At 62.4% G+C, this 24,917-nt stretch carries 23 protein-coding genes; 11 read left to right on the top strand and 12 right to left on the bottom strand.

Annotated features, from left to right (window positions below; genetic code table 11):
* Position 1: 1 nt before the first annotated feature.
* The 5 genes from AAHB17_RS19655 to AAHB17_RS19635 are packed head-to-tail and all read left to right on the top strand — an operon-like array spanning position 2 to position 4,774.
* Positions 2-1,168: a thiolase family protein gene (locus AAHB17_RS19655; RefSeq protein WP_342132543.1), complete on the top strand. Its 1,167-nt coding sequence runs from the start codon at positions 2-4 to the stop codon at positions 1,166-1,168.
* Positions 1,165-2,433, top strand: a complete 1,269-nt coding sequence (locus tag AAHB17_RS19650; protein ID WP_342132542.1) for an SDR family NAD(P)-dependent oxidoreductase — start codon at positions 1,165-1,167, stop codon at positions 2,431-2,433. Before AAHB17_RS19655 ends, AAHB17_RS19650 begins: the two co-directional genes overlap by 4 nt.
* A 1-nt stretch (position 2,434) precedes the next feature.
* On the top strand, positions 2,435-3,217 hold the full coding sequence (locus AAHB17_RS19645; protein ID WP_342132541.1) for a cyclase family protein: 783 nt from the start codon (positions 2,435-2,437) through the stop codon (positions 3,215-3,217).
* Positions 3,218-3,263: 46 nt separating this feature from the next.
* Entirely contained in the window at positions 3,264-4,079 is an 816-nt protein-coding gene (locus AAHB17_RS19640) for a cyclase family protein (protein WP_342132540.1), read from the top strand.
* A gap of 2 nt (positions 4,080-4,081) precedes the next feature.
* Entirely contained in the window at positions 4,082-4,774 is a 693-nt protein-coding gene (locus AAHB17_RS19635) for a GntR family transcriptional regulator (RefSeq protein WP_342132539.1), read from the top strand.
* Positions 4,775-4,829: 55 nt separating this feature from the next.
* On the opposite strand, the gene AAHB17_RS19630 is transcribed toward AAHB17_RS19635, so the two are convergent.
* From AAHB17_RS19630 to AAHB17_RS19610, 5 genes are all read right to left on the bottom strand, one after another.
* Entirely contained in the window at positions 4,830-5,816 is a 987-nt protein-coding gene (locus AAHB17_RS19630; protein ID WP_342132537.1) for a PDR/VanB family oxidoreductase, read from the bottom strand.
* A gap of 32 nt (positions 5,817-5,848) precedes the next feature.
* Positions 5,849-6,856: a Bug family tripartite tricarboxylate transporter substrate binding protein gene (locus AAHB17_RS19625; RefSeq protein ID WP_342132535.1), complete on the bottom strand. Its 1,008-nt coding sequence runs from the start codon at positions 6,854-6,856 to the stop codon at positions 5,849-5,851.
* Between the two features lie 81 nt (positions 6,857-6,937).
* Positions 6,938-7,423 (bottom strand): acyl-CoA thioesterase, encoded by a 486-nt coding sequence (locus AAHB17_RS19620; protein WP_342132534.1) that lies wholly within the window; start codon positions 7,421-7,423, stop codon positions 6,938-6,940.
* On the bottom strand, positions 7,420-8,961 hold the full coding sequence (locus AAHB17_RS19615) for an indolepyruvate oxidoreductase subunit beta family protein (protein ID WP_342132533.1): 1,542 nt from the start codon (positions 8,959-8,961) through the stop codon (positions 7,420-7,422). Before AAHB17_RS19615 ends, AAHB17_RS19620 begins: the two co-directional genes overlap by 4 nt.
* Positions 8,951-11,146 carry an indolepyruvate ferredoxin oxidoreductase subunit alpha gene (locus AAHB17_RS19610; protein ID WP_342132532.1) on the bottom strand — a complete coding sequence of 732 codons (2,196 nt, stop codon included), beginning with the start codon at positions 11,144-11,146 and terminating at the stop codon, positions 8,951-8,953. Before AAHB17_RS19610 ends, AAHB17_RS19615 begins: the two co-directional genes overlap by 11 nt.
* A gap of 98 nt (positions 11,147-11,244) precedes the next feature.
* Here AAHB17_RS19610 and AAHB17_RS19605 point away from each other — a divergent pair, with 98 nt between their 5' ends.
* The 3 genes from AAHB17_RS19605 to AAHB17_RS19595 all read left to right on the top strand — a co-directional run bounded on the left by AAHB17_RS19605 (position 11,245) and on the right by AAHB17_RS19595 (position 14,608).
* Positions 11,245-12,228 carry a LysR family transcriptional regulator gene (locus AAHB17_RS19605; protein WP_342132530.1) on the top strand — a complete coding sequence of 328 codons (984 nt, stop codon included), beginning with the start codon at positions 11,245-11,247 and terminating at the stop codon, positions 12,226-12,228.
* Positions 12,229-12,503: 275 nt separating this feature from the next.
* Positions 12,504-13,562, top strand: coding sequence for a 3-keto-5-aminohexanoate cleavage protein (locus AAHB17_RS19600; RefSeq protein WP_342132564.1), 1,059 nt, complete (start codon positions 12,504-12,506; stop codon positions 13,560-13,562).
* Positions 13,563-13,663: 101 nt separating this feature from the next.
* Positions 13,664-14,608 (top strand): Bug family tripartite tricarboxylate transporter substrate binding protein, encoded by a 945-nt coding sequence (locus AAHB17_RS19595; protein WP_342132529.1) that lies wholly within the window; start codon positions 13,664-13,666, stop codon positions 14,606-14,608.
* A gap of 117 nt (positions 14,609-14,725) precedes the next feature.
* On the opposite strand, the gene AAHB17_RS19590 is transcribed toward AAHB17_RS19595, so the two are convergent.
* The 5 genes from AAHB17_RS19590 to AAHB17_RS19570 are packed head-to-tail and all read right to left on the bottom strand — an operon-like array spanning position 14,726 to position 20,119.
* Complete coding sequence (locus AAHB17_RS19590) at positions 14,726-15,889, bottom strand: acyl-CoA dehydrogenase family protein (protein WP_342132528.1); 1,164 nt, start codon at positions 15,887-15,889, stop codon at positions 14,726-14,728.
* A gap of 31 nt (positions 15,890-15,920) precedes the next feature.
* Positions 15,921-17,120 carry a CaiB/BaiF CoA transferase family protein gene (locus tag AAHB17_RS19585; protein WP_446719626.1) on the bottom strand — a complete coding sequence of 400 codons (1,200 nt, stop codon included), beginning with the start codon at positions 17,118-17,120 and terminating at the stop codon, positions 15,921-15,923.
* Between the two features lie 8 nt (positions 17,121-17,128).
* Complete coding sequence (locus tag AAHB17_RS19580; protein ID WP_342132525.1) at positions 17,129-18,187, bottom strand: 3-keto-5-aminohexanoate cleavage protein; 1,059 nt, start codon at positions 18,185-18,187, stop codon at positions 17,129-17,131.
* 46 nt (positions 18,188-18,233) lie between these two features.
* A complete protein-coding gene (locus AAHB17_RS19575) occupies positions 18,234-19,076 on the bottom strand; it encodes a TauD/TfdA dioxygenase family protein (protein WP_342132524.1) in 843 nt (280 codons plus the stop codon).
* A gap of 32 nt (positions 19,077-19,108) precedes the next feature.
* On the bottom strand, positions 19,109-20,119 hold the full coding sequence (locus AAHB17_RS19570; RefSeq protein WP_446719625.1) for a quinone oxidoreductase family protein: 1,011 nt from the start codon (positions 20,117-20,119) through the stop codon (positions 19,109-19,111).
* Between the two features lie 138 nt (positions 20,120-20,257).
* Between AAHB17_RS19570 and AAHB17_RS19565 the strand changes: the two genes are divergently transcribed.
* The gene (locus tag AAHB17_RS19565) at positions 20,258-21,271 is read left to right on the top strand and encodes an AraC family transcriptional regulator (protein WP_342132522.1); all 1,014 of its coding nucleotides are present in this window, start codon (positions 20,258-20,260) and stop codon (positions 21,269-21,271) included.
* Between the two features lie 36 nt (positions 21,272-21,307).
* Positions 21,308-22,441, top strand: a complete 1,134-nt coding sequence (locus tag AAHB17_RS19560; protein WP_342132521.1) for a YeiH family protein — start codon at positions 21,308-21,310, stop codon at positions 22,439-22,441.
* 303 nt (positions 22,442-22,744) lie between these two features.
* Here AAHB17_RS19560 and AAHB17_RS19555 read toward each other — a convergent pair whose 3' ends face one another.
* Both AAHB17_RS19555 and AAHB17_RS19550 read right to left on the bottom strand, forming a co-directional pair.
* Positions 22,745-23,302, bottom strand: a complete 558-nt coding sequence (locus AAHB17_RS19555) for a DedA family protein (RefSeq protein ID WP_342132519.1) — start codon at positions 23,300-23,302, stop codon at positions 22,745-22,747.
* A gap of 9 nt (positions 23,303-23,311) precedes the next feature.
* Complete coding sequence (locus AAHB17_RS19550; RefSeq protein WP_342132518.1) at positions 23,312-24,367, bottom strand: zinc-binding dehydrogenase; 1,056 nt, start codon at positions 24,365-24,367, stop codon at positions 23,312-23,314.
* 36 nt (positions 24,368-24,403) lie between these two features.
* Between AAHB17_RS19550 and AAHB17_RS19545 the strand changes: the two genes are divergently transcribed.
* The coding region (locus AAHB17_RS19545; RefSeq protein WP_342132516.1) for a MarR family winged helix-turn-helix transcriptional regulator at positions 24,404-24,917 on the top strand (514 nt) is incomplete at its 3' end.

Here is a 24,917-nt window from a genome sequence, read left to right as displayed (position 1 = left end):
CATGTCAAGACTCAGCTACAGCGGCATCGCGCTCGCGGTGCCCGTCACCGTCCCCTACGCCAGGTACAGCATCCAGGGATCTCACTGGTTCGCGGCCCAGGCGCTGAGCGCCCTGCTCGCCCAATCGAAGCTTGAGAAAGCCCAGGTCGATGGCCTCAGTGTCGGCAGCTTCATGCTCACGCCCGACACCACAGTGGGTCTGACTCAGCAACTGGGCCTGGTGCCCCGCTGGATGGACCACATGCCCACCGGGGGCGCCTCGGGCGTGATGGCGCTGCGCCGCGCCGCGCGCGCCGTGCAATGTGGCGACGCCGACATCGTCGCCTGCATCGGCGCCGACACCAACCACGTGAGCTCTTTCAGGCACAGCCTGTCCAACTTCAGCCACTTCTCGCGGGACGCCACCTACCCTTACGGCGGCGGGGGACCGAACGCCATGTTCGCGCTCATCACCGCGAACTACATGAAACGTTTTGGCGCGACCCGAGAAGACTTCGGAAAGATCGCCGTCAGTCAACGCCACAACGCGGCGCGCAATCCCAACGCCTTGCTCAAGAAGCCAATCACCCTCGACGACTATCTCCGCGCCCGGGTCATCGCCGACCCGATTCACCTGCTCGATTGCGTCATGCCCTGCGCAGGGGCCGAGGCTTTCCTGGTCATGCGCGAGGAGAAAGCCCGGGCCTTGGGTCTGGACCACGTGCTGATGCGCGGCGCGATCGAACGGCACAACGCCTACACCGAAGACCCCGTCATGGTGCGCGGTGGCTGGTTGATGGACCAGAAGGACCTGTATGCGCAGGCCGGCATACAGCCACAAGACATCGACGTGCTTCAAACCTACGACGACTACCCGGTCATCTCGATGATGCAATTGGAAGGTCTGGGTTTTTGTGAACCCGGGGGGGCGCCCGAATACGTCCGCGCCAACACCTTCACCTTCGACGGGAGCATGCCCCACAACACCACGGGTGGCCAGCTGTCCGCTGGACAACCTGGCGCGGCCGGCGGCTTCCTGGGCCTGACGGAGACGATGCGCCAGCTCACGGGCACCGCCGGGGACCGCCAGGTCCACCAGGCCCGATGGGGCTTGTCGGCGGGCTTTGGCATGGTCAATTACGACCGCTGCGTCTGCACCGGCGCCGTCATCATGGAGGCCTCGGCATGACGCCATCCGCCCACTCGGACATCCCACGGGCGCAGCGCAAGAACCCCTTGCTGCGAACGCCGCAAATGAACCTGCCGCCACAAGGCCGCAGCCGCATCGCACATGGCCTCACGGAAGCCGCGGCATTGGGCGTGGGCATGCGCTTGCAATGCTGCGCTGACTGCGGGTCCGCCCAGTACCCGCCGCAGACCACCTGCGTCAAATGCCTTTCCGCCAACGTCCGCTGGACCCAGCAGTCGGGCCACGGCGAGCTGCTGACGTCCACCACCCTGCACCACAGCAATCACCTGTACTTCAAGGAACGGCTGCCTTGGCGCATCGGCTCCGTGCGCTTGGACAACGGCCCCTGCGTGATCGCGTTCCTCACGGACAGTGTGACCGAAACATCCTCCCGTGTGCGGCTGTCGCTTCGACTGGACCGCGCGGGACAGGCGGTCGTGATCGCCCAACCCGAAACGGAGCAAGACATGCATCCGCAAGAAAAACTGCAACAAGAAACGGGGTGCGCACCCCACAACCGCAAAGTGTTGGTCACCGACGGCAAGTCGGTGGTCGGTCAGGCCCTGGTCCGCGCCCTGCTGAAGGCCGGTGCCGACACGGTGTGGGTGGGCCATGCCGAGCCATGGAAGCTCATTCCAGGCGTCGCCGAACTCGCCACGTTGCCCGGGGTCGAGATGGTCCCACTGGATGTCACAGACGCGATGTCCGTGACCCGTCTGGGCGCTGAAATTGGCCACAAGGTGGACATCCTGATCAACAACGCGGAAGTGCACCGCACGCACGGCATCTCATCGCGTCGTGGGACCGACATCGCTCGCGCCGAGATGGAAATCAACTACCTTGGACTGCTGCGCCTCGCCCAGGCATTTGGTCCGGCACTGCAGGGTCGAGCGGCCGACGGCAGTGCACACGCCGTCGCCTGGGTCAACATGCTGTCGGTCTTTGCACTGAGCAATTTCCCGGCGCAAGGCACCTATTCCGCGTCCAAGGCGGCCGCGCTGTCATTGGCCCAGTGCCTGCGCTCGGACATGCTGTCGCATGGCATCCGCGTGATCAATGTGTTTCCGGGCCCCATCGACGACGAATGGAACCAGAACCTGCCGCCACCCAAGCTGGCACCCGCTTCGCTGGCCGAGGCGACGGTCAAGGCACTGATCAATGGCGTGGAAGACCTGTTTCCTGGCGACATGGCCCAGGAATGGTTTGCCCGCTGGCGCGACAACCCCAAGGCACTCGAGCGCGAGCTCGCACAGGGAGATCTCTGACATGGCACTTTCCGTTCTCTCCCAACTGGCCACAGCGCTCGCCACCGAGCAGGTGCGGGTGATCGACCTGACACAGACGCTCAGCCCAGAATTTCCGACGATAGCGCTGCCCCCCGAACTGGGCCAATGCTGGCCCTTCCGGCTGGAGGAGATTTCCCGCTACGACGACCGTGGACCGGCTTCGTACTGGAACAACTTCTCCTGCGGCGAGCACGCGGGAACACACTTCGACGCCCCCATCCACTGGATTTCGGGCCGGTATCTGCCCAACAACTCGGTGGACACCGTCAAGGTGCAGAACATGTTCGCGCCAGCTTGCGTCGTCGATTGCACCGAAAAGGCCTCGGCCGATCCGGACTACCTGCTCACCGCCGAAGACTTGGCCCATTTCGAAGCGGCGCATGGTCGCATCCCTGCCGGTGCGTGGGTGCTGATGCGCACAGACTGGAGCAAGCGCGAGGACCCGGCGAGCTACGTCAACGCCAACCACACCGGCCAGCACACGCCAGGCCCGTCCACGGACGCGATCCGCTTCCTGGTGGAGGAGCGCGATGTGCTGGGTTTTGGCACCGAGGCCATTGGCACCGATGCCGGCCAGGCGGATCACCTCAAGCCACCCTACCCCTGCCACTCCCTGATGCATGGCGCTGGCAAGTGGGGGCTGCAGTGCCTCACCAACCTGGACAAGCTTCCAGTCACGGGGGCGATTCTGGTGACCCCCCCACTGAAGATTCTCAATGGCTCCGGCAGCCCGCTGCGCGTGCTGGCTCTGGTTGACGCCTGAGATGCTTTCCCACAGCAACCGCTACCAACCCCAAGCAGAGATCCCCATGAACCTACTTGCCCAAGTCGCCCAAGGTGTGCGGTCCGGCACCTTGCGCACCATCGACCTCACCCAGGTGCTGAGCGAAGACTTTCCCGCGCTTCGGTTGCCCAGCCCATTCGGCCAAACTCAAGGCTTCAGTCGCCAGCGCATATCCCGTTACGACGAGGCCGGCCCACACTGGTACTGGAACAACTTCACTTGTGGCGAGCACACCGGCACGCACTTCGATGCACCCGCGCACTGGATCACGGGCAGCGAACTGCTGGCAAACACGGTCGACACCATCGGCCCTGAAAACTTCATCGCGCCCGCCGTCGTCGTCGACGCGAGCGCTCATGTGGCGGACAACCCGGATTGGCTGTTGACGCCCGAGTACCTGATGGCTTGGGAAGCCCAACACGGACTTATTCCCGCCGGCGCGTGGCTGATGTTTCGTACCGATTGGTCCAAGCGACTCCAAAATCCCGCCGCTTTCGTGAACATGAAGGAAGACGGTCCGCATACCCCAGGCCCTACCCAAGAGGCTGTCGAATGGCTGATCCGGGAGCGCGATGTACTGGGCTTTGCGGTAGAGACCATCAACACCGATGCCGGGCAATCCTTCGGCTGGCCCACGCCCTACCCCTGCCACACTTTGATGCACGGCGCGGGCAAGTACGGGTTGCAGTGCCTGACCAATCTGGACCTGCTCCCTCCCACCGGCACACTCATCCTGGCCGCGCCGCTGAAGATCCTGGAAGGCTCAGGCAGCCCGTTGCGCGTGCTCGCACTGATTGAGCCGCATGGACGGCCGCGGCCCATCGATGGCGATAGACTCTGACCATGCCATCCACGGACAACCCGGAAGCTTCTCTCGAGCACGCACCCGCCGAATCCCAGCAAAACCTCGGCATGGAGGCCTATCGGTACTTGCTGCATCGGCTGCGCAATGGCTCCATTCGACCTGGCGAGCGGCTGGTCGAAGCCGATATCGCAAGTCACCTGGGTGTGTCGCGTGTCCCTGTGCGCCAGGCGCTTTTGCGCCTGGTTGTCGAGGGCTATCTGATGAGCACGCCGCGCGGCTACAGAATACCTCAACTCGAGCCACGGGACATCCGTGAGGTGTTCGAGCTGCGCCGCCTTCTTGAGCCAAGAGCCGCGGCCATGGCCGCCCGCGACATCACGCCGCAACAAATTGATGAACTCAACCAAGCGATTGCAGAAGCCAAAGCAGGTCACGCCGACAACGATATCGATCGCATCTTTGGGGCGGCGCAGAAGTGGAGGGACACCTGGCTGAGCGCGGTGGGCAATTCAAGGCTGGTGGCCACCCTCACACGCTATGCAGATCAAGTGTTCGTGGTACGCCAAGCAACCCTGTCCGACAAGCGGGTTCAGCGCAGCATGATCGCGGGATACGAGGAGCTTGTTGCGGCGTTCACGCGGCACGACAGCGTCGCGGCGGCGGACGCCGTACAGCGGTTCGTCATGGCATCCGAACGCGAGTACGCCACCCTCGTCGCCCACGATCAGTAGCGCATCAGCGTCCATTTTTTCTGGATGCAGATGCAACCGCGCGACCGATGCCACCTCAAAGGTCCAGCACCAGCCGCGGTCCCTTTGCACGCGACACACAAATCTGGATCAACTTTCCAGCATCCCGCTCAGCTGTGCTCAGGACATGATCCCGATGATCGACGTCACCGTCCAGAACGGGCACCACGCAGACGCCACACTCGCCTCGCCGGCAGTCGGCCAACACATCACAGCCCGCGGCCTCCAGGCACTCCAGAATGCTTTGATCAACGCCAACTCGCAGGGTTTGACGACTTCCTACAAGCACCACATCGAAGGGCTGATCGCCAAGCTGCATCTGCGGCGCAGAGAAAAGTTCGAACCGAATTCGCTCAGGCGGCCAACCGCGTTGCCGTGCCCCGCTGAGCAGCGCATCAAGCAATGGTTGAGGACCACACACATAAAGCACCTCGTCTGGAGAGCAAGTGTCCAGCACCGATGCAACATCAACAGGCCGTGCCGCTTCTTCATCCGCATGCAACGACAGGTCATCACCCAGCAGCAGGCGCAGCTCATCGACAAACAACATCTGGTCGCGGCTGCGACTGGCGTACAGCATGCGCACCGGTCGCCCGCGACGCCGGCATTCGGTGACCATGGACACCAGGGGCGTGACGCCAATCCCACCGGCCACCACCAACGCGGGGGCGTTCCCATCACCGAAAGGAAAATCGTTGCGTGGAGATCGGGCGGTCACCGTATCGCCCACCACCAACCCGTGCATGAACCTGGAACCGCCCCGCCCTGCGGGCTCCAGCCGGACGCCCAGCAGGTAGTGATCGGGTCGGGAACGCGCCGCCTCCGATGCATCGAAATTGACCAACGAATAGTGCCGCCAATCGACCTTCCCGTCCGGCAAATGAACCGCGACCTGGAGGTGCGCCCCCGGATCGTAAGGCGGAAGGGAAGCGCCATCGAAAGCCCGCAAGACAAGCCGACAGAGCAGGGGGTGTGGCCTGTCGATGGCGGCGACCCGAAGTTGCAGGGTGGATGAATTTGTCATCGAGAGCATTGACCAAAGAAACCGGACATCCATCAATCAATGACAACCCCGGTCTCAACGATCACGGGCTTGATTCTTTCAGTCTCTGAACGGATGGATGATTCGAACTCGGTGGGGGTCGTGGCGACACGGATATAGCCCGAGTCGCTGAACCGTTTGAGATTCTCCGGGCTGGCAACAGACCGCTGCAAGGCATCACTCAGCTTGTTGACGATCGCCGCAGGTGTTCCTTTCTTGACAACAGCCCCAATCCAAAAATCCATCACCAGTGCGGGAAAGCCAATTTCGGCGGTTGTCGGGACATCCGGAAGATGGCTGTTGCGCTGGGTTCCTGCAACCGCAAGCGGAACGACTTTTCCCGCCTTCATCATGTTCAAGGTACCAGGGACAGCATCAAACAGAAGATCCACTTCCTGGCTCATCAGAGCCTGCATGGCCGGCGGAAATCCTTTGTAGGGCACATGGGTGAATTTCGCCCCCGACGCTTGCTTCGAAAGGATATGGCCGAGAAGGTGTGGTGCGGTTCCGGGCCCGAACGAACCATAAGTCACCAGTCCACCAGGGCTTGCCATGGTTTCCTTCAAGGACTTGACACTGTTGATCTTCCCACCGGCATTGGCCAACATGACTTGCGGCGCGCGCACCAGCATGGTGACCGGTTCGAAGTCCCGCGCGGGAATGTAGTTGATGTTTTTGTACAGCAGCGGATTGACGGTGAAGTCGCCGATCTGCCCCACAAAAATCGTGTGGCCGTCGGCCGGCGACAACAGGACATCCGATGCCGCGATCTGCGAGCCGCCGCCGGGTTTGTTGAACACCACGATGGTCTGGCCGAGTTGCCGCTCCAACTCGGGACCGATCGTTCGCACAAACGAGTCGATGGCCCCACCCGCCGGGAACGGGACCACCACCCGGATGGGCTTGTTCGGGAAAGCTGGACCAGGCGACTGGGCGTGGACGGATGTCCCCGCCGCCAGAGCAGCCACACAAAGGGCAATCAACCCAAAAATACGAACCCGATCGCATACAGTGAATTTCATGATGTTTACCTTGTGGAAAAAATGGGTCTGCAGCGCTCGCTCATCCCAAGCGGGCCGAATGTATAAAAACGCAAGAGACTTTCATGGGTGACCAGCAAAAACACCCGTTCGGCTGGAGGGCATGGCCTGCGCTCCGGGACCGACAAAATACGCCCCGATCGCTTCTCGGAGATCGGAAGGAATGGCGATGGGGCGCTTCTCCTCCATGCCCACAAACACGACCGTCAGCTTGGCTGAAAGCCTGATTCGCTCCTCGGTGGAGGGGCGATTCCCCAACATGTCGATTCGCAAGTGCAAGGAAGACTTCCCGACGTGTTGCACGGTCAATCGGCAAAGCAAGGTGTCACCGAGCACGCTCGGCTCTTTGAAGTTCACCTCCAGCTTGGCAACAGGCACGGCAATACCGCGCGGACCATGCAGGGTCATAAAATCGCAGCCCAATCCATGTCGGAACCAATGCTCCACGACGTCGTTGAGCATCTCGACGTAGCGGGGATAAAACACGATCCCGGCCGGGTCGCAATGCTTGAAGCCGATGTCCAGCTGGACGCGATGCGAGGTGGTCATGCGCTCACCTCGGCGACGTTGGCCGAGGCTTGCGCCTCCAGGGCGCGGGCCAGCTTCTGGCCGGACTCGTCGGCCAGCGCCGCGTCGCGCAATTCACGCACTTGCTCCGCCGTTGCCCATGTCCGCCCCTCCAGCATCGACATGATGGTTTCGTAGTTCGACATGCCCCTCGCATGCGTGTCGCCGTAGCCCTTGATCAGACGCTGGCACTCCACGATCTCGCAGGCCAGCGCGTAGTCGGTCGGCGCGGTCCTGGCGGCGCGAGCGATCCAGATACGCATTGCCTGACTTTCCCTGGCATACCGCAAAGACCCGCGACGAAAGCCACGGCAACCCGCCACGAGGTAGAGCATCAAGAATCCCGTCAGCGACGTGGTGCGAATCACACGCCCCCCCTGGGTGAACCGCTCTACCAGCGCACGGGGTATGCCGCTGGACATGAGCCAGCGCCCCACACCCTCCGGAAGCATGTCGGCGATCTCTTGCAAGCGCGGATGAAAGTACTCGTTGATGTGCATCAGTTGCTGTTGACCCACTTGCACTTCGCGCCCCACGCGTTGGAAACGCGAGGCTCGCAGTTTCAGTTCGGCCACGCGCGAGGTGTCTTCGAACGTCATCCACAACGCCAAGTACCGCGCCGTCTCCCGGGCCAGGCGCCAACCTGGCACACCCAGTTGCTTGTCCAGTTCCACCATGGGGGCCAGGCGGTCCAGGTATTCGGCGGCGTAGGCAAGGTCCTGATAGTCCGCCGCACGCTTGACGCCATGCGCGACCACGTCTGCGATATCGGCCGGGAAATGGCGCCGCACCCGGTGCAGGAGATCCTGGAGACGAGGGTCCTCCAGCGCGCGAGGTCGTTCAGCCGGTGGCGGGTCCTGGGCCACGTCGTCGCGGTAGGCGTCAAACCCTGCGGCAAAGGCCTTGAAGCTTGCCGCGACGCCCACGCCACCCCGTTCGATGGCAGACTCGCATTCCTTGCGGCCCCAAGGCAACACATCCGCCGCTGCGAGCGCACCAAATAGCACAGCGCTGATCACGCTGCCATTGCGTTCCGCCAATCGGGAAAATTCACGCACCACATATTTCCGCGCAGCCTTGCGCCCCGCTTCAAGCAACTGCTCGGTGGACACCCGTCCGTCGCCCATGGCCATCTTCTCGGGCATCGCGTAGACACGGTGAGAAGAGGTGATGAGGGTGGTCTTGTCTGGCGTGACCAGACCACGCTGCACCGCGCGCGCCGACTCCATCAGCTCGGAGGCGATCACGACATCCACGTCCCCCGGTGTCGGCATCAGGCTGAAGACGGGCGACCGCTGCACCTCGCGCGCAATCGGCAGGACTTCCACGTAGTAGATCGTCGCTCCCGTGCGTTGGGCCACACCTGGCACCGACGTGGAAAGGGCGTGGTAGCCCTGCGTCTCGGCGGCATCGACGATCCAGTCGGCGAGCACACCACCACCTTCCCCTCCCATCGCCAGAATCGCGATCTTGATGGGCTTGCTGTGCGACGCTGCGTTGCTCGGTACCTCACGCGACATGGACGAACTCCCGGGCGGACAAACGGCGTTGAAGCCAAGCGGTGATGGCACCGGTGATGCGTGCCCAAAGGCGTTCACCCCGGCCGGGATTGCTCACCAACTCCGTACGGTAGAAAGACGGACACAACACCGCGGCATGCGAAACCTCACCGCACAATCCGCATCCCACGCAGCTGGACTGCACCACCGCAATCGGGTCTTTCCGCAGTGGGTCTGGATTCGGCCGGATACTCAACGACGGACACCCAGACAATCGGATACAGGAGTGGTCACCGGTACAGGTGTCCGCGTCGATTCCGAAGCGCTCGGTCACGACACGCTCGCCCTGAGCGATTTTCTTGCGCATCAGCGGTTTGACCCGACGTTGCTTGTTCAGCATGCACTCCGATTGGGCGATCAACACCTTGGGCCCAAGGTCGTTGGTGGTCAGCGCCTCCCGCACGGCGGTCATCATCTTCTTGAGGTTATAGGTATGTGAGACGGTGCGTATCCAGTTCACCCCCGTGCCACGTACCGCCCCTTCGATGGACATCTTCGTGGTGCGCTTCTCGTTCTTTGCTCTGGAGGACAGAATATCCTGGCCGCCAGTAGCCGCGGAATACCCGTTGTCCACCACCACGATCAGGTTGTCGCTCTTGTTGAACACGGCATTGCCAACACCCGAGGTGAGTCCGTTGTGCCAAAACCCGCCATCCCCCATCACGCTGATGGTCCGGCGGCCGGCACCCTCCACGTTCAAAGCCGCAGCGCCTGCAGCGCCCAGGCCGTATCCCATGGAAGTCGCGCCAAAGTCGAACGGGGCCAACGCCGCGAACTGGTGGCACCCGATGTCCGCACTGACGTAATGCTTGCCAATCTCGCGTTCAACCAACTTGATGGCGGTGAACAACGGCCTCTCCGGACACCCGGTGCAAAACGATGGTGGCCGGGGCAACACACCCGGGACATCCTGCAGGGCAACACCAGGCATCGAGGGGATCAGGGGAATCACCTTGGGTGCCAGCATGGCCGCGACACCAGCATCCACCGGCACAATCTTCAGTAGCGTCGGCGCGTACCTCTGCAGGAACTTGCGAATCCCCTTCATCATCACGAGCGTGGTGTACTCGCCCGCGCGCGGTAGCAGGTCCTTGCCGTGTATCCGCGTTGCAACGTCCGCGCGGTTCATGACGGTCTGCAGCGTCTGCTCGATGAACTCGGGTTGACCCTCCTCCAGCATCAGAACGGCCTGGTACTTCTCGCAGAATTCGACCACCTCCTCGTCAACCACTGGGTAGACGACGTTCATGACGTAGATGGGCAACCGGGCCGTACCCCAAATGTCCGCAAGCCCCATCAGCTCCAGGGCACGAATCAGCGTGTTGTACAAACCGCCCTGGACCATGAGGCCGACGCTGCACCCGATCGCTTCAAAGCTCTCAAACACCTCGTTGAGACCATGCTCACGGATGAATCGAGTCGCGGCTGGCCATCGCTCATGAACCTTCTCGTGTTCGTGCTGAAACGTCGCTGGCGCAAGCGCCATGCGCTCCACTCCACGACGAGGGTTTTCGATGGCCTCTTTCAATGTGAACGAAGGGCGCACGTTGTCTTGTGCAAGAAAGCGGCCGTGCGCATGGCAGGTGCGCACGCGCATGGTCAGCATGACTGGCGTGCGGCTGGCTTCCGACAACTCGAAACCCTTCTGCACCGCATCCACCAAGGCGCTGTGGCTGGGTCTGGGGTCCAGCAGCCACATCTGGGATTTCATCGCGAACGCGTGCGAACGCTCCTGGATGATCGAAGAGCCCTCCCCGTAGTCCTCCCCCAGAATCACCAGGCAGCCACCTGTGACACCACCCGAGGCCAGGTTGGACAAGGCGTCGGAAGCCACGTTCGTGCCAACGGTGGACTTGAACGTGATCGCGCCCCGCAGCGGATAGTGAACGGAGGCGCCAAACATGGCTGCCGCGGTGGCCTCGCTGGCCGAGCTTTCGAAATGCACACCGAGTTCATCAAGGATTTCACTTGCATCTGCAAGCACATCCATCAGATGAGACACCGGCGAGCCTTGGTAACCGCCGACGTACGCAACACCAGACTGAAGCAAGGCCTTGGTGACAGCCAGGATACCTTCGCCCTGGAACTCCGCACCCGCGCCTGCGCGCAACTTTTGCACTTCGTGCTTGAATGATCTTTCTGCCATGGGTGCAGAATGTAGGACGCGTGACGCAATCGTCCTATTAGATTTCGACCGCCCCCACATGACTCAAATTCATCGTCGACCTTGAGACCGACCGCCCCATGGACATCCGGCAATTGAGAGCCTTGCAGGCCATCGCCGACAGCGGAAACTTTGGTGAGGCCGCTGCAACACTGGGCCTGACGCAATCGGCCTTGAGCCACCAGATACGACAGCTGGAAGAGGAGCTTGGGGAAACCTTGCTGATTCGAGCGCGGCCCCAGTCCTACCCCTCGACGGCAGGGCGTGTGGTCCTCGAGTCCTTTGCCCGCATTTCAGCGGAGTTCACTGCCTTAGAAAGGCGTTTTGCGAATGCGAAGCGTGGCCCGCAGGCAGGAATCTTGCGCGTGGCTGCAACACCCATGTCCTTCACATACCTTCTGGGGGACCTATGCGAAGTGTTTCGTCAGAATTTTCCTGCCATTGAGTTGGTTTTCACCGCCACGGAGAGCGCGGACCTTGCTGTCCGCCGCGTGCTCACTGGTGCATCCGATGTTGCATTCGGTCCGCTCACTGGACAGTATGAGTCGCTGAGCGAAGTTCGACTCGCCCGCGCCGAACACGCATTTATCGTCCGATCGAAACACCCGCTGGCATCGATCAACCGGGTCACTCCGGATCAGCTGCGCCAGTACCCCATTGCCTTGTTTCAGGCCAAGAGTGGTACCCGATCACTGACCGATGCGATCTTTGAGGGGAAGGGTTACCCGCCGATTCTTACCGAATCAAACGATGCGCAGTTTCTCAAGCGAATGGTGTCCATCAGCGATGCGAGCGCGCTCATGGTGGCCTATGCCCTGGATACTGGCAGCGTCCATCGTTCACCTTTCAGTTGTCTGCGCCTTGATGGTCCACCTGTGATGGTAGACGTCGGTCTGATCCATAAAAGCAATCTGCACATGAATGCCTTGGAGGTGTTCAAGGGCCTCTGTCTGGACCTGCGCGGCCCCAAGCCTTTGGAGCTTTTGCTGGGTGATCAGCACGGATCGCCATTCCTTAAATCGGCCACTCATCTCTCTGACGCACAGGACTCAGAGCGACCATGACCCGCTGGGTGATCTCCAGGCCGTGTTTCAAATCGCGGGTGATTGGGGCGGCGACATCGAAAACCTGGTCGTCATCAACAGCTCAATCCCCCCTCGGGCTTTGGCACCTGGCCCCGCGCTGAAGGACCTCCCCTCGCCTCCCGGCACAGGGCGCTGGTTTGATGTGTCGTAAAAAGTCAATTTGTTGTCGCCAAAAGTGAAGTAACGGCAGAGGGGATGGTCGATCATTGATGCCACCCAACCGCCAGTCACTTTCATTTACCAGGAACTTCAGCATGAACTTTCTAGACGGCCACCTCTACCCCGAGAACCAGCAGCCTTTGATCATCACCGCGGCGCCGTATGCACCGGGCTGGATTCCATCAGACTTCCCGGAAGACATTCCCATCACGATGGAGGAACAGATCCAGAAGGCGGTGGATTGTTATGAGGCCGGCGCCACCGTGCTGCATCTTCACGTGCGGGAACCCGACGGCAAGGGCAGCAAGCGCCTGTCCATGTTCAACGAGCTGATTGCCGGCGTGCGCAAGGCCGTGCCCGAGATGATCATTCAGGTGGGTGGATCGATCAGCTTTGCGCCCGAAGGACCGGATGGGGATGCCAAGTGGCTTTCCGACGACACCCGCCACATGCTGGCCGAACTCGACCCCAAGCCCGACCAGGTGACGGTCACCGTCAACACCACGCAGATGAACGTGACGGAACATGCAGGCGAGGACGATTTTCGCGGTGTATCGCGCGGTTTCCCGCACCTGTACAAGACCTACAAGGACATGATCGTCCCCTCGAACCCCAGCTTTGTGGAAGAGCACATCCGCCGCCTGTCCGATGCGGGCATCCAGAGCGAGTTTCAGGTCTACAACATCAACAGTTTCGAAACCATCGAGCGGATGATCCGGCGCGGCGTCTACAAAGGCCCACTGGTCATGAACTGGGTCGCCATCAGCGGTGGCATGGATCAGGCCAACATCTACAACCTGGCCAACCTGCTGCGAGCGGTACCGGACGGTGCGGTCGTCACCGTGGAAAGCTCGGTGTTGAACGTCTTGCCCATCAACCTGATTGGCATGGCTTTGGGCCTGCATGTGCGTTGTGGCATCGAGGACGTGCTCTGGAAGCAAGACCGCTCGGGAAAAATGAGCACGGTGGAACAGATCAGGCAACTGGTGCGCATCGCCGGTGAACTCGGCCGTCCGATCGCCACGGCCCAACAGGCGCGCGACATCTGCAAGATTGGCGTGTCTTATGAAACGGCGGAAGAAACACTGCGCGAAAACGGTTTTGCCCCCAACCGCAAGGGTGGCAACCAAGGCTTTTTGCGCAAACCGGACTGAGCCCATCCGACACGTTGCAACACCGACCAAAGACCACATTGCAGGAGACGAATCGCATGAACAAACACCTTGTCAAACGACGCCTGGTACTGGCCACCGCCGTGGCCGCGCTGGCGCCTTGGGGCGCCCATGGACAGACCAGCGACGCATGGCCGAACCGGGCAATCACCCTGGTCGTCGCGTCGGGCGCCGGTTCGGGCGTGGACCTCGCGGCCCGAGACATGGCGCAAAAGCTCAGCGCCGTGTTCAAGCAACCCGTGGTGGTGGACAACAAGCCGGGCGGCAGCGGCATGCTGGCCGGCAGCACCGTTGCCCGGGCCAAGGCCGACGGCTACACCTTGCTCTACAGCAACGCCTCCTTCGTGGCCGTCACCCCGGCCGTGGTCAAAAACATGTCGTATGACCCGGTCAAGGACCTGACCCCGATTGCCCAGACCGCCGCCGGAGGCATCCTCCTGCTGGTGAACAAGGATGTGCCGGCCAACAACCTGAAGGAATTGGTGGCTTTGGTCAAGGCCAACCCGGAGCGTTACAGCTACGGCACCTGGGGGAATGGGTCGTCGGGCCACCTGACCACCGAGTGGCTGAAAAAGAGGGCTGGCATCAAGATGGAGCACATTCCGTACAAGACCACGCCGCAGATCGTGAACGACCTCGCCTCGGGAGTGCTGCAGATCGGCTGGAGCGATCCAGGCACGCCGGTGCCCATGATTGAAGCCGCCAAGATCAAGGGCATCGCGGTCAGTGGCAACAACCGGGTTCCGCGCACGCAGAACGTGCCCACCATGGGAGAACAAGGGTATCCGTTTGATTCCGTGGGTTGGTTTGGTGTCTTTGGGCCCGCCAATCTGCCCAAGCCCATCACCGACCGCTTGAATGCCGAAATCAACAAAATTCAAGCCTCTGCGGAAACGCAGAAGCGCATGGAGAACATGAATTTTGAACCCCCACCGGTCAAGAGTGCCGATGAGTTCAAGGCCATCATCGCGGCGGACGTGAAGATGTGGAACTCGATCGCGAGGGAATCCAACATCACGGGGGAATAGCGCAAGATTGCGTCATGGCCTCGGCGCAAGCCAAACAAAAGGCGGTCCTCGGGCCGCCTTTTCGTTTGTGTTCCTCGACCCGGGCCCCCGTCTGGCTTGGCCTGGGCGTTCGGTCCGTCAGGCGGCCTGCCGCAACAACTCACGGCCAATGATCAGTTGCTGCACCTGTGACGTGCCTTCATACAAGCGCAGCAGGCGCGCATCGCGGTAGAAGCGTTCCACCGGGTATTCATTGATATAGCCCGCGCCGCCGTGGATCTGCACTCCCCGGTCGGCCACACGGCCCAGCATCTCGGTGGCAAACAGTTTGGCGCAGGACACGCGCATCGAAACGTCCGGGTCGGACAGATGAGGGGATTTCCGATCGAACCGTGCCGCCACCTCGCGCACCAAAGCCCACGCGGCCAGCCATTCGGCCTGGCTGTCCGCCAGCATGGCCTGTATCAGCTGAAAGTCACCGATGGATTTGCCAAACTGCTTGCGATCCCGAGCATAGGTGGTGGATTCGTCCAGGATGCGCGAGGCCATGCCACACGACACGGCTGAGATGTTCAACCGGCCCCGATCCAGCACCTTCATTGCTGTCTTGAACCCTTGCCCTGGAACACCACCAATGATGTTGGCCGCAGGCACACGCACGTTCTCCAGCATCACGTCACAGGTTTGCGTGCCACGTTGCCCCATCTTCTTGTCGGGTTTGCCCAACTGGATGCCGGGAAGATCGGCAGGCACGATGAAGGCGGACACACCTGCGGCACCCGGTCCACCCGTGCGGGCCATCAAGGTGAAAGCACCGGCGCGGGGCGCATTGGTGATGTAGCGCTTGGTGCCGTTGAGAATGAAGTGGTCACCATCTGCTTCGGCTCGGGTTTTCAGGGACGCCGCGTCGGTGCCCGCGTCGGGTTCCGTCAATGCAAAGGACATGATCAGTTCGCCACTGGCCACCTTGGGCAGGTATTGAGCTTGCTGCTCTGGGGTGCCGTCCATCAGGATGCCTTGGGAACCGATGCCGATGTTGGTGCCGAACACAGAGCGGAATGCCGTGGCGGTGCGGCCCAGCTCAAAGTTCACCAACACCTCCTGGCTCACGGACAAGCCGATCCCGCCAAAGGCTTCAGGAACGGTCAACCCGAAAAAGCCCATGGCTTTCATGTCCTCCACGAGATCGGCCGGCACCGCATCGTGTTCTTCCAGGTGATTTTCGGCGGGGATCAAACGCTCGCGCACAAAGCGCTGGATGGTGGTCAACAGAATGTCGAACGATTCGGTATCGAGAGCCATGAGATGGAATCAAAAAATGGGGATGCGGGATTCAGACGGCGCCTGCGCGCCGCAGGTTCTGGATGGCGGTGTCGTCCAGGTTGAGCCGCTCGCGCAACACCACCGACGTGTCCCCGCCCAGGATGGGTGGGGGACAGCGCACGGGAAGGCGTTCACCGTCGAAGCGGTATGGCGGGGCCAAAACGCGGGCAGGACCGGCGACCGGATGTGTGTAGTGGTGCAGCAGTTGTCCGACCCCGGTTCGTTCCGAGGTCAGGGCATCGTGGAGTCCTCGCACTTCGCCGCACGGAATCCCGGCATCGGCGAGTCGCTGCAGCAGCCATTGGCGGGGATACCGCCGCAGTTCGGGTTCGATGGCGGCCAGCAGATGATCGCGGTGCGCGCTGCGTCCCACATTGGTCTTGAAACGCGTGTCGTCGGCCAGATCAGGGCGTTCGATCACCTCGCGCGCAAAACGCTCGAACTGCAGATTGTTGCCCACGGTGATCACCAATGGACCGTCGGCGCTGTCAAACACCCCGTACGGCACGATCGAGGGATGCCCATTGCCGTAGCGTGGCGGGTCTTGCTGAAGCTGCAGGGCCTCCAGTCCGTAATAGGCGCTGATCGCCACGCCGCAATCGTACAAGGCCATCTCGATGTGTCGGCCCCGGCCTGTGCGTTGGCGTTCGTACAAGGCGGCCAACACCGCCTGGGCCGAGTACATGCCGGTGAACATGTCCACCGCGGCCACGCCGAATTTCAATGGCGACTGATGGGGCTCGCCGTTGATGGACATCAGCCCCGCCTCGCCCTGGATCACCAGGTCATAGCCTGGCCGCCCGGCTTCCGGTCCGCTGCAGTCGTAGCCGGAAATGGAGCAGTAGATCAGCTCGGGCTTGAGGACCTTGAGCTGCTCATAACCCAGGCCCAGCTTGTCCAGGCCTCCGGCCTTGAAGTTCTGCACCAGCACATCCGACTGCTTGACCAGTTCGCGCACGATGTGCTGGCCCTCAGGTGTCTGGAGATTGGCCGTGACCGAGCGCTTGTTGCGGTTGACACTGTTGAAGTAGGCGGTTTCCGTGTCGCCGACGCGCGCGCCCCAGTCCCGGGTGTCGTCGCCTCGGCTGGGGTGTTCGATCTTGATGACTTCGGCGCCGAAGTCGCCCAGCACCATGGCACACCAGGGACCCGCCAGCACACGCGACAGATCCAGCACGCGAACGCCTTGCAGGGGCAAGTGCATGCTCATCTCCCCGATCAACGGGACTTGTGGAGATAGCCCTGGTTGCCGCCCTTGCGGTTGGGGGCGAAGCCATTGGCGGCCAGGGCTTCATCGGCGCTGTCGTAGAACACGCCGATCTTGCAGATCTCACGCGCTTGGGCGGCGGTGGCGATGTCGCGGCCAAACTCTTCCGAGATGCGCACCAGCTGCTCAATCTGCTTGACCGTGCTTTGCTTGGCCGTGCGGCGCTGGTTCCACAACACATCCTCGGTGCCGCAACGCACGTGCAAGCCCATGGCGATGCCCATCATGTTGACCGGCAGGACATTCCGCACATTGCTCTCCACCGTCACCACCGCCCCGTCGGGAACGCCCCGCATGAAGTTGCCCAGGCTGTAGACGTTGGGCGTGTCCATGCCACCACCGATGGCCACCCAGTTCATCACCAGCGGGCCCTTGTAGAAGCCGCGCCGAATCAGGCGTTCGACCGATTCGAAGCTGTTGGTGTTGTAGCACTGGAAGGCGCTTTGTATACCCTTGGCGCTGAGCCGGCGCACATGCTCCTCCACCCAGAGGGGCGAGGCCGGAACGACCATGTCCTTGTAGGTGTCGAACAGCCTGGGATTCTCGCGCGAGGTCCCGATGACGTCACCGTCCTCCATGTGGTCGGTCACGTTCATTTGTGAGGTGTTGACGGTCACCGTGACCTGATCGGGCGTCGGCTCGAGCTCGGCCAGCATGTGGCGCGTGTCGTCCGACAGCCATTTCGCCGCTTCTCCATCACTTTCGGGGGCGAAGGAAATGGAGCCCCCCACCTGGATGATCATCTCGGGCACGGCCTTTCGCACACCCGCGACCAGTTCGTTGAACTTGGACAGGCGCTTGCTGCCCTTGCCATCGAGTTCACGCACATGGAGGTGCAGCACGGTGGCGCCGGCGTTGTAGCAGTCCACCGCCTTCTGGATCTGTTCGGCCATGGTGACGGGAATGTCCTCGGGAAAATCCGAAGGCAACCAGCCTGGCGCATAGGGCGCGGCCGTGATGATCAGGGGTTGTTGGTTTTCGGGGAAAAGGTGACCGTCGAGGAAATTCATGGCGTGTCTCTCATCAAGCGAATGGGATCTGCGGCGGGGGCAGGTTTCAGTAGGGCACGTCGCCGACGATCGCGGCGCGCTCCATCTTGCGAGGGGCCGGCCAGTAATCCATCACCGCGTAGTGCTGTGTGCTCCGGTTGTCCCAGATGGCCACGCTGTTGGGCCGCCAGTTGAAGCGGACCTGGTATTCCGGGATGGACGCCTGGCTCAGCAGGTAGTTGAGCAGCTGGCTGGCGCCGGGGGATTTGTCGAGTCCGAAGCGAACGTTCTCGGGTGTGTGGTAATTGACAAAGTGGGTGGTGAAGCTGCAGACGTTGAGCACCTTCTCGCCGGTTTCGGGGTGGGTGCGGACCACCGGATGTTCGGCCGGCGGATTTTCAGCGGCCAGCTTGCGGCGTGCCTCGGGGCTCATCACCGCGCCAAAGGAATGTTCGATGCTGTTGCGCGTGCGCAGGCCATCGATTTTTTTCTTGATCTCATCCGGCAGGTTCTTGTAGGCCTCCACCATGTTGACCCAGATCGTGTCCCCCCCAACAGGCGGGCATTCGATGCAGCGCAGCACGCAGCCCATGGCCGGGTTCTGTCGCCACAGGCCATCCGAGTGGTAGTTGTTCTCGTAGTTCTCCCGCTTGTCATTGCGGTAGATCTGCACCAGCCCAGGGTGGTCTGGGTCGCTGCCGGCCACAGGGTGGTCTTCCAGCTCGCCGAAACGGCGCGCAAACGCCACGTGTTCGGCGCGTGTGATGTCCTGGTCCCGCAGAAAGACCACACGATGCTGAAGCAACGCGGCCTTGATTTGAGCGAACAGATCGGTGTCCCGGCTGGCATCACCGAGGTTGACACCGCTGATCTCGGCACCAATGGCCGGCGTCAATGGACGAATGTGCATGAAGGTCTCCTGAGCGTTCGAGAGGGAGGGCGTCAAATGACGAAGATGGACGAGCCGGTGGTCTTGCGTGCTTCCAGGTCGCGGTGGGCCTGCACGGCGTCTCCCAGCGCATAACGCTGGTTGATCTCGATCTGGATCCGGCCGGCGGCGATGTGGCCGAAGATTTCCCCCGCCAACTCGGCCTTTTCTGCCGGGTCGGCGATGTAGTCGGCCAAAGCCGGCCGGGTCAGGAAGAGGGACCCCTTGCGCGCCAGCATGTGCGGATTGAAGGGCGGGACCGGGCCACTGGCCGTGCCCACGCACACCATCAGGCCCCGGCGCTTGAGTGAATCGAGAGAAGCTTCGAAGGTGGTCTTTCCCACACTGTCGAAGACCACGTTCACCCCCACGCCGTCGGTGAGTTCACGCACCCGCTTGGCAACGTCCTCGTGGCTGTAGTTGATGGTGTGGTGACAGCCATGTGCCCTGGCCAGCGCGGCTTTTTCTTCCGTTGAAACGGTGCCGATCACCGTCAGGCCCAACAATTGGGCCCATTGCGACACGATCAACCCCACACCGCCCGCCGCCGCGTGCAGCAGCAAGGTGTCGCCGGCTTTGAACGGGTAGATGCGGCGCAGCAAATACGCCGATGTCAGTCCCCGCATCGTCATCGCCGCAGCGGTCTCAAGGGCGATTCCATCGGGCAGCCTGATCAACGCAGCGGCGTCGATCAAACGCTCGGTGCTGTATGCGCCCAGGGTGTTGGTGAAGCCGGTGTAGGTCACCCGGTCGCCGACGGCAAACTGGCTCACGCCTTCGCCCAACGCCTCCACGATGCCCGCGGCCTCGACACCCATGCCGCTGGGCATCGGGACCGGATAGGTGCCATTGCGAAAGTAGGTGTCGGCGTAGTTCAGGCCGACGGCGGCATGGCGCAGGCGAACCTGCCCTGGTCCGGGACGTCCGACCTCCACGGTGGTGCTGTACAGGACTTCGGGTCCACCGATTCGATCGAACTTGATGGCTTGGGTCACAGGATTTCCTTGTTGGGATGGAAGTGGCATGGGGTGCCCAGAATTTATGCCTCCAGCTCCAACATCGACTTGCCATTCGGCGACAGTCGTTTATCATTTGGCGTCTTCACAGGACCGGCAAAACCATCCTTCTCCAGGCCTTTCCTGTATCTGAACGAAAGTGGCGATATGCGCATCAAGGCCTTGCAACGAAGCACCTCACTCAAACGCGCGGCGGTCTTGTCCCACTACGACGAGGTGGCGCAAAAACTGGGTTTGAATCCTCAACCCCTGTTGCGAAAAGTGGGACTCACGCGCCAGATGCTCTCGGTGCCGACCAACATGATTCCGATGGACAGCACCGTGGCTCTGCTGGACCTGACGGCACAGGCCAGTGGCTGCGACACCGTGGGACTGATGATGGCCGAGGCGCGCACGCTGGCGGACTTTGGCCCCATCAGTCTGCTGCTGGTGCAGCAACCCTCCATGCGCGCCGCGCTGGAGACGATTTCGCAGTACCGCCATGTGCTCAACGAAGCCCTGGGCCTGTACATAGAAGACGCGGGCAAACACACGATCATTCGGGAAGAAATCGTGACCGACTACCTCGGCAACGCCTGCCAGTCCAGCGACATGGCGGTGGGTGTGTTGATGGTGTTGTTTCGCGCCATTCTGGGACCCCAATGGCGCCCCCAGTCGGCGCACTTCACCCGGGTGGCACCGCCAGACGTGCACATCTACAAACGCCTTTTCAAGTGCCCGCTGCAATTTGAAAGCGAGTTCAACGGCGTGGTTTGCCTGACATCGGACCTGGACAAGCCCAACATCCAGGCCGATGCGGCAATGGCCAGCTACGCCCAGTCCTTCATGGATGCCATGCCCAAACCGGGCGCTCAGTCGGTGGTCCAGGACGTTCGGCGGGCGGTCTATCTGCTGTTGCCGATGGGACGGGCCAGCCTGGAACAGGTGGCGTCTGGCTTCGGCATCAACGAACGCACGCTGCAGCGCCAGCTCGACAAGGCTCAGGTGAGCTTCTCCGCCATCCTGAACGAGGTCCGCCGCGAGCTGGCGCAGCGCTACGTCGAGAACACCAGCTACTCCATGGGCCGCGTGGCCGAGTTGCTGGGTTATTCGAACCTGAGTTCGTTCACCCGGTGGTACACGGTGCAATTCCAGCACGCGCCCTCACGCAAGCGGGTCTGAGGCGGGCTGACGGAACGGTCCCGGCGGCCATCCCAGATGGCACGTGAAGTCAAATTTTTGTCGTTTGAAGTCAAGTCATCCGACACGTCTTCCCAAACAATCGCGCCACATGTTCAAGCGCAACGAAGCTCAGGAGCAGCGATGAAAGTTGGGAAGACACGGCTGAGTCTGTTATGGCCCGGCATGATGGTGGTTGCCTTGGTGGCCACGGCCGCGATGTTTTTGGCCCACCACTATGGCGCGCCCGTGATGTTGTTCGCGTTGATGCTGGGCATGGCCGTCAATTTCTTGTCGGAAGAAGGCCGCTGCGTGGTGGGGATCGATTTCAGCGCCAAACAGGTGCTGCGCTGGGGCGTGGCCTTGCTGGGACTGAAGATCACGGCGACGCAGGCACTGGCCATGGGGTGGCAGCCCGTCGCCATCGTGGTGCTGGCGGTGTCCGTCACCATTGCCTTTGGCATCGTTGTGGCGAAGTTGATGGGTTTCAAGCCCTTTTTCGGCCTGTTGTCGGGTGGTTCGGTGGGCATTTGTGGCGCTTCAGCGGCCATGGCGATTTCTGCGGCATTTCCCGCCCATCCACAACGGGACAGGGCGACCCTGTTCACGGTCGTCGGCGTCAGCACGCTGTCCACGGTGGCGATGGTGTTGTATCCACTGGTGGTTCGCCTGCTTGGATTGGACGCCTTGCACGCCGGTTTTTTCCTCGGTGGAACCATCCACGACGTGGCCCAGGTGGTCGGGGCCGGCTACAGCATGGGGCATGAGACCGGCGATGCAGCCACCGTGGTCAAGCTGATGCGCGTGGCGATGTTGGTGCCCGTGCTGGTGTTGGCCACCTGGATGACGCACCACATCCATGCCAAGTCGCAGCAGGATGCCACAGCGGTCGATCAACCCCGGCCACCACGGCCTCCCTTGTTGCCGGGCTTTGCAGTGGCGTTCGTCGTGTTGATGAGCGTGAATGGCTGGGGCCTGTTGCCCAAATGGGCGGTGGACAGCGGCAATGAGTTGTCGCGGGTGTTCCTGGTGGGCGCCATGGCCGCGATCGGAATGAAAACCCACATCAAGGACATTCTTCGTGTCGGCTGGAAGCCGGTGGTTCTGGTCATTCTGGAAACCACGTTTTTGGCAGCGCTCTTTTATGGGCTGATGCGCGTCTTTGAGGTGTAGACACCAGAGACCCGAGCAGCCAAGGCTTGGGGCTACGCGGAACAAGCCATCGTCAATCCCGTGCGCCAAAACACCCGCCACATTGTGGGTCGCCAAACGCGGGCGTCAGCGACTGTCGGCCGATGATGCGCAAGGCGGGGGGCATGCCCATCTTCGGCCGCAAACTGGAGAAAGGGGTCGGCCTCCCCGTGGACGGCGGAAACCTGGTCGGGTCGACCTGGGCCCGCTCGCCCCGTGGACCTGGCACAAGCAGCGAGTCCGGCAAGATCGGAGCACCTGCCCCGCTCTCCCGAGTGGCTTGCCTCATTGCCCGGAGCGCCTGCGCCGCCGCACCCACCAGGCCACCCCGACGGCCAGCACCGCCCCGAGCAGCAGCCAGCCTTCGATGCGCTGGAGCTTCCCCAGCAAGGACTCGGCGGCCTGCCCGAAGACCCAGCCGATGCCGCCCACCAGCACCGCCCACAACACGGCGCCGATGAGATTGAAAGTGGCGAACCGGAGCGCGCCGATCGGGCCGGCCCCCATCAGCACCGGGCCGGCGATGCGCAGGCCGTAGGCGAAACGCACACCAATGATCACGGCCTCATGGAATCGCGCCACCAGGCCGTTCAGGCGCTCGGCCTGGGCGGCGATGCGGGGCCAACGGCGCAGCACCACCGTGGCGTGCCGGCGGCCCAGCCAGAAATAGCACTGGTCCCCCAGGATACCGGCGGCTGACGCCACCGCCACCACCCAGAACGGATCGAGGTAGCCACGGTGCGCGGCGTAACCGGCCAGGATGAGGACCGTCTCGCCTTCGAGCAGGCAACCCACGGCCAGTATCCAGTAGCCGTGGGACACGATGAGGCTGTCCAACGCCATGGCAGGCGATCACGGCGCAAGGGCCGCGCTGTCGATCGACAAGGCCACCTTGCCAAACTGCGCGCCCGACTCCAGCCGGTCCAGCGCGGCATGCACCTGCTCCAGCGGGTATGTGCTGTCGATCACCGGCTTGAGGCCGGTGCGCTCCACAAAACCCAGCAGATCGCGGAACTCGTGGAAATCGCCCAGGGTGGAGCCCAGGATCTGCAGCTGGCGGATGAAGATGCGGCGCAGGTCGGCGGGCGGCTGGTCGCCGCTGGTGGCGCCGCAGGTGACGAGCCGGCCGCCACGCACCAGCGACTTCATGGCCGAGGACCACACCGCCGCGCCTACGTTCTCGAACACCACGTCCACCCCCCGGCCGCCGGTGGCGGCCATGACCGCCTTGGCCACATCGGTGGTCGCGCCGTTGATGGCGTGGTCCGCACCCATGGACAGCGAGCGTTCCAGCTTGGTGTCATCGCGCGAGGTCACGATCACCCGCGCCCCGGCGAGCTTGGCCAGTTGCAGCGCCGCCAGCGACACGCCTCCACCGATGCCGAACACCAGCACGCTTTCCCAGGGCTTGAGCCGGGCCTGGGCGAACAGCATGCGCCAGGCGGTCAGGTGGTTGACACCCAGCGCGGCGGCCTCGGTGAAGGACAGGCCGGACGGCATCGGAAACACGTTGCCGGCCGGCACGCTTACGTACTCGGCGAAGGTGCCGTCGCGGTGCTCGCCAAGCAAGCTCATGCGCACACACAGCACCCCTTCGCCGCGTTGGCAGAACTCGCAGCGCCCACAGCCTATGCCGGGGTGCAGCACGACGGGCTGACCGGGCCGCAGCAGGCTTTCATCGGCATCCACCGCCTCGACCGTGCCCGCGCCGTCCAGCCCCATGATCTGCGGCAGCTGGTGCGTGATGCCCGCGCCGCTGTCGCGCATGTAGAGGTCCACCCGGTTGACGGTGGCCGCCCTCACGCGCACCAGCACATGCCCAGGCGGGCGGCCTGGCACAGGACGTGTCCCGACCGCCACCACCTCGTTGCCACCATGGCCGTGTAGGAATGCCGCCTTCATGTCCATATGATCGCTCCTTCAAACTGGCCACGCCCGTCACCCATGAACCCCACCCAGACACCCGAACACATCGCCCGCATGGAGCTCGCCAACCGGCTATTCTTCCGGTTGTACCAGTGTGCCAATCTGCTGCACAAGACCGGGTCCCGCGCGGTGGAAAGCGAAGGGCTGACGACGCAGCAGTGGGCGGTGCTGGGCGCCCTCTCCCGCGAAGAGGCGCAACAGGGCATGAGTGTGAACGAATTGGCCCGCTACCTGATGGTCAGCCGGCAGAACCTGGCGGGTGTCATCGGCCGCATGGAACGCGACGGCCACATCGGCATGGAGACCGATGCCAAGGACCGCCGCTCGCGGCTCATCAAGATGACCGCGTCAGGGCGCGTGGTGTGGCAGCTCAAGGCCCAGCCCAAGATCCACGCCTACTACGAACAGGCCCTGGACGAATTCTCCATGGGCGACATCACCCACACCCTGCACTACCTGCTCAAACTGCTGGACAACATGCAGCGCCTGGACCTCGGCGGCGAAGCCGAGGACAGCCCGCTCACCCCAGTGC

The sequence above is a fragment of the Hydrogenophaga sp. OTU3427 genome, assembly GCF_038440225.1.
Classification (GTDB): domain Bacteria; phylum Pseudomonadota; class Gammaproteobacteria; order Burkholderiales; family Burkholderiaceae_C; genus Hydrogenophaga.
This window is presented reverse-complemented; position numbering and strand designations above follow the sequence as displayed.

What these genes read in the sequence shown, in the direction of transcription:
- AAHB17_RS19655 (WP_342132543.1), top strand. Translation starts at nt 2, where the DNA reads ATGTCAAGACTCAGCTACAGCGGCATCGCGCTCGCGGTGCCCGTCACC.
- AAHB17_RS19650 (WP_342132542.1), top strand. Translation starts at nt 1,165, where the DNA reads ATGACGCCATCCGCCCACTCGGACATCCCACGGGCGCAGCGCAAGAAC.
- AAHB17_RS19645 (WP_342132541.1), top strand. Translation starts at nt 2,435, where the DNA reads ATGGCACTTTCCGTTCTCTCCCAACTGGCCACAGCGCTCGCCACCGAG.
- AAHB17_RS19640 (WP_342132540.1), top strand. Translation starts at nt 3,264, where the DNA reads ATGAACCTACTTGCCCAAGTCGCCCAAGGTGTGCGGTCCGGCACCTTG.
- AAHB17_RS19635 (WP_342132539.1), top strand. Translation starts at nt 4,082, where the DNA reads ATGCCATCCACGGACAACCCGGAAGCTTCTCTCGAGCACGCACCCGCC.
- AAHB17_RS19630 (WP_342132537.1), bottom strand. Translation starts at nt 5,816, where the DNA reads ATGACAAATTCATCCACCCTGCAACTTCGGGTCGCCGCCATCGACAGG.
- AAHB17_RS19625 (WP_342132535.1), bottom strand. Translation starts at nt 6,856, where the DNA reads ATGAAATTCACTGTATGCGATCGGGTTCGTATTTTTGGGTTGATTGCC.
- AAHB17_RS19620 (WP_342132534.1), bottom strand. Translation starts at nt 7,423, where the DNA reads ATGACCACCTCGCATCGCGTCCAGCTGGACATCGGCTTCAAGCATTGC.
- AAHB17_RS19615 (WP_342132533.1), bottom strand. Translation starts at nt 8,961, where the DNA reads ATGTCGCGTGAGGTACCGAGCAACGCAGCGTCGCACAGCAAGCCCATC.
- AAHB17_RS19610 (WP_342132532.1), bottom strand. Translation starts at nt 11,146, where the DNA reads ATGGCAGAAAGATCATTCAAGCACGAAGTGCAAAAGTTGCGCGCAGGC.
- AAHB17_RS19605 (WP_342132530.1), top strand. Translation starts at nt 11,245, where the DNA reads ATGGACATCCGGCAATTGAGAGCCTTGCAGGCCATCGCCGACAGCGGA.
- AAHB17_RS19600 (WP_342132564.1), top strand. Translation starts at nt 12,504, where the DNA reads ATGAACTTTCTAGACGGCCACCTCTACCCCGAGAACCAGCAGCCTTTG.
- AAHB17_RS19590 (WP_342132528.1), bottom strand. Translation starts at nt 15,889, where the DNA reads ATGGCTCTCGATACCGAATCGTTCGACATTCTGTTGACCACCATCCAG.
- AAHB17_RS19585 (WP_446719626.1), bottom strand. Translation starts at nt 17,120, where the DNA reads ATGAGCATGCACTTGCCCCTGCAAGGCGTTCGCGTGCTGGATCTGTCG.
- AAHB17_RS19580 (WP_342132525.1), bottom strand. Translation starts at nt 18,187, where the DNA reads ATGAATTTCCTCGACGGTCACCTTTTCCCCGAAAACCAACAACCCCTG.
- AAHB17_RS19575 (WP_342132524.1), bottom strand. Translation starts at nt 19,076, where the DNA reads ATGCACATTCGTCCATTGACGCCGGCCATTGGTGCCGAGATCAGCGGT.
- AAHB17_RS19570 (WP_446719625.1), bottom strand. Translation starts at nt 20,119, where the DNA reads ATGCCACTTCCATCCCAACAAGGAAATCCTGTGACCCAAGCCATCAAG.
- AAHB17_RS19565 (WP_342132522.1), top strand. Translation starts at nt 20,258, where the DNA reads ATGCGCATCAAGGCCTTGCAACGAAGCACCTCACTCAAACGCGCGGCG.
- AAHB17_RS19560 (WP_342132521.1), top strand. Translation starts at nt 21,308, where the DNA reads ATGGCACGTGAAGTCAAATTTTTGTCGTTTGAAGTCAAGTCATCCGAC.
- AAHB17_RS19555 (WP_342132519.1), bottom strand. Translation starts at nt 23,302, where the DNA reads ATGGCGTTGGACAGCCTCATCGTGTCCCACGGCTACTGGATACTGGCC.
- AAHB17_RS19550 (WP_342132518.1), bottom strand. Translation starts at nt 24,367, where the DNA reads ATGGACATGAAGGCGGCATTCCTACACGGCCATGGTGGCAACGAGGTG.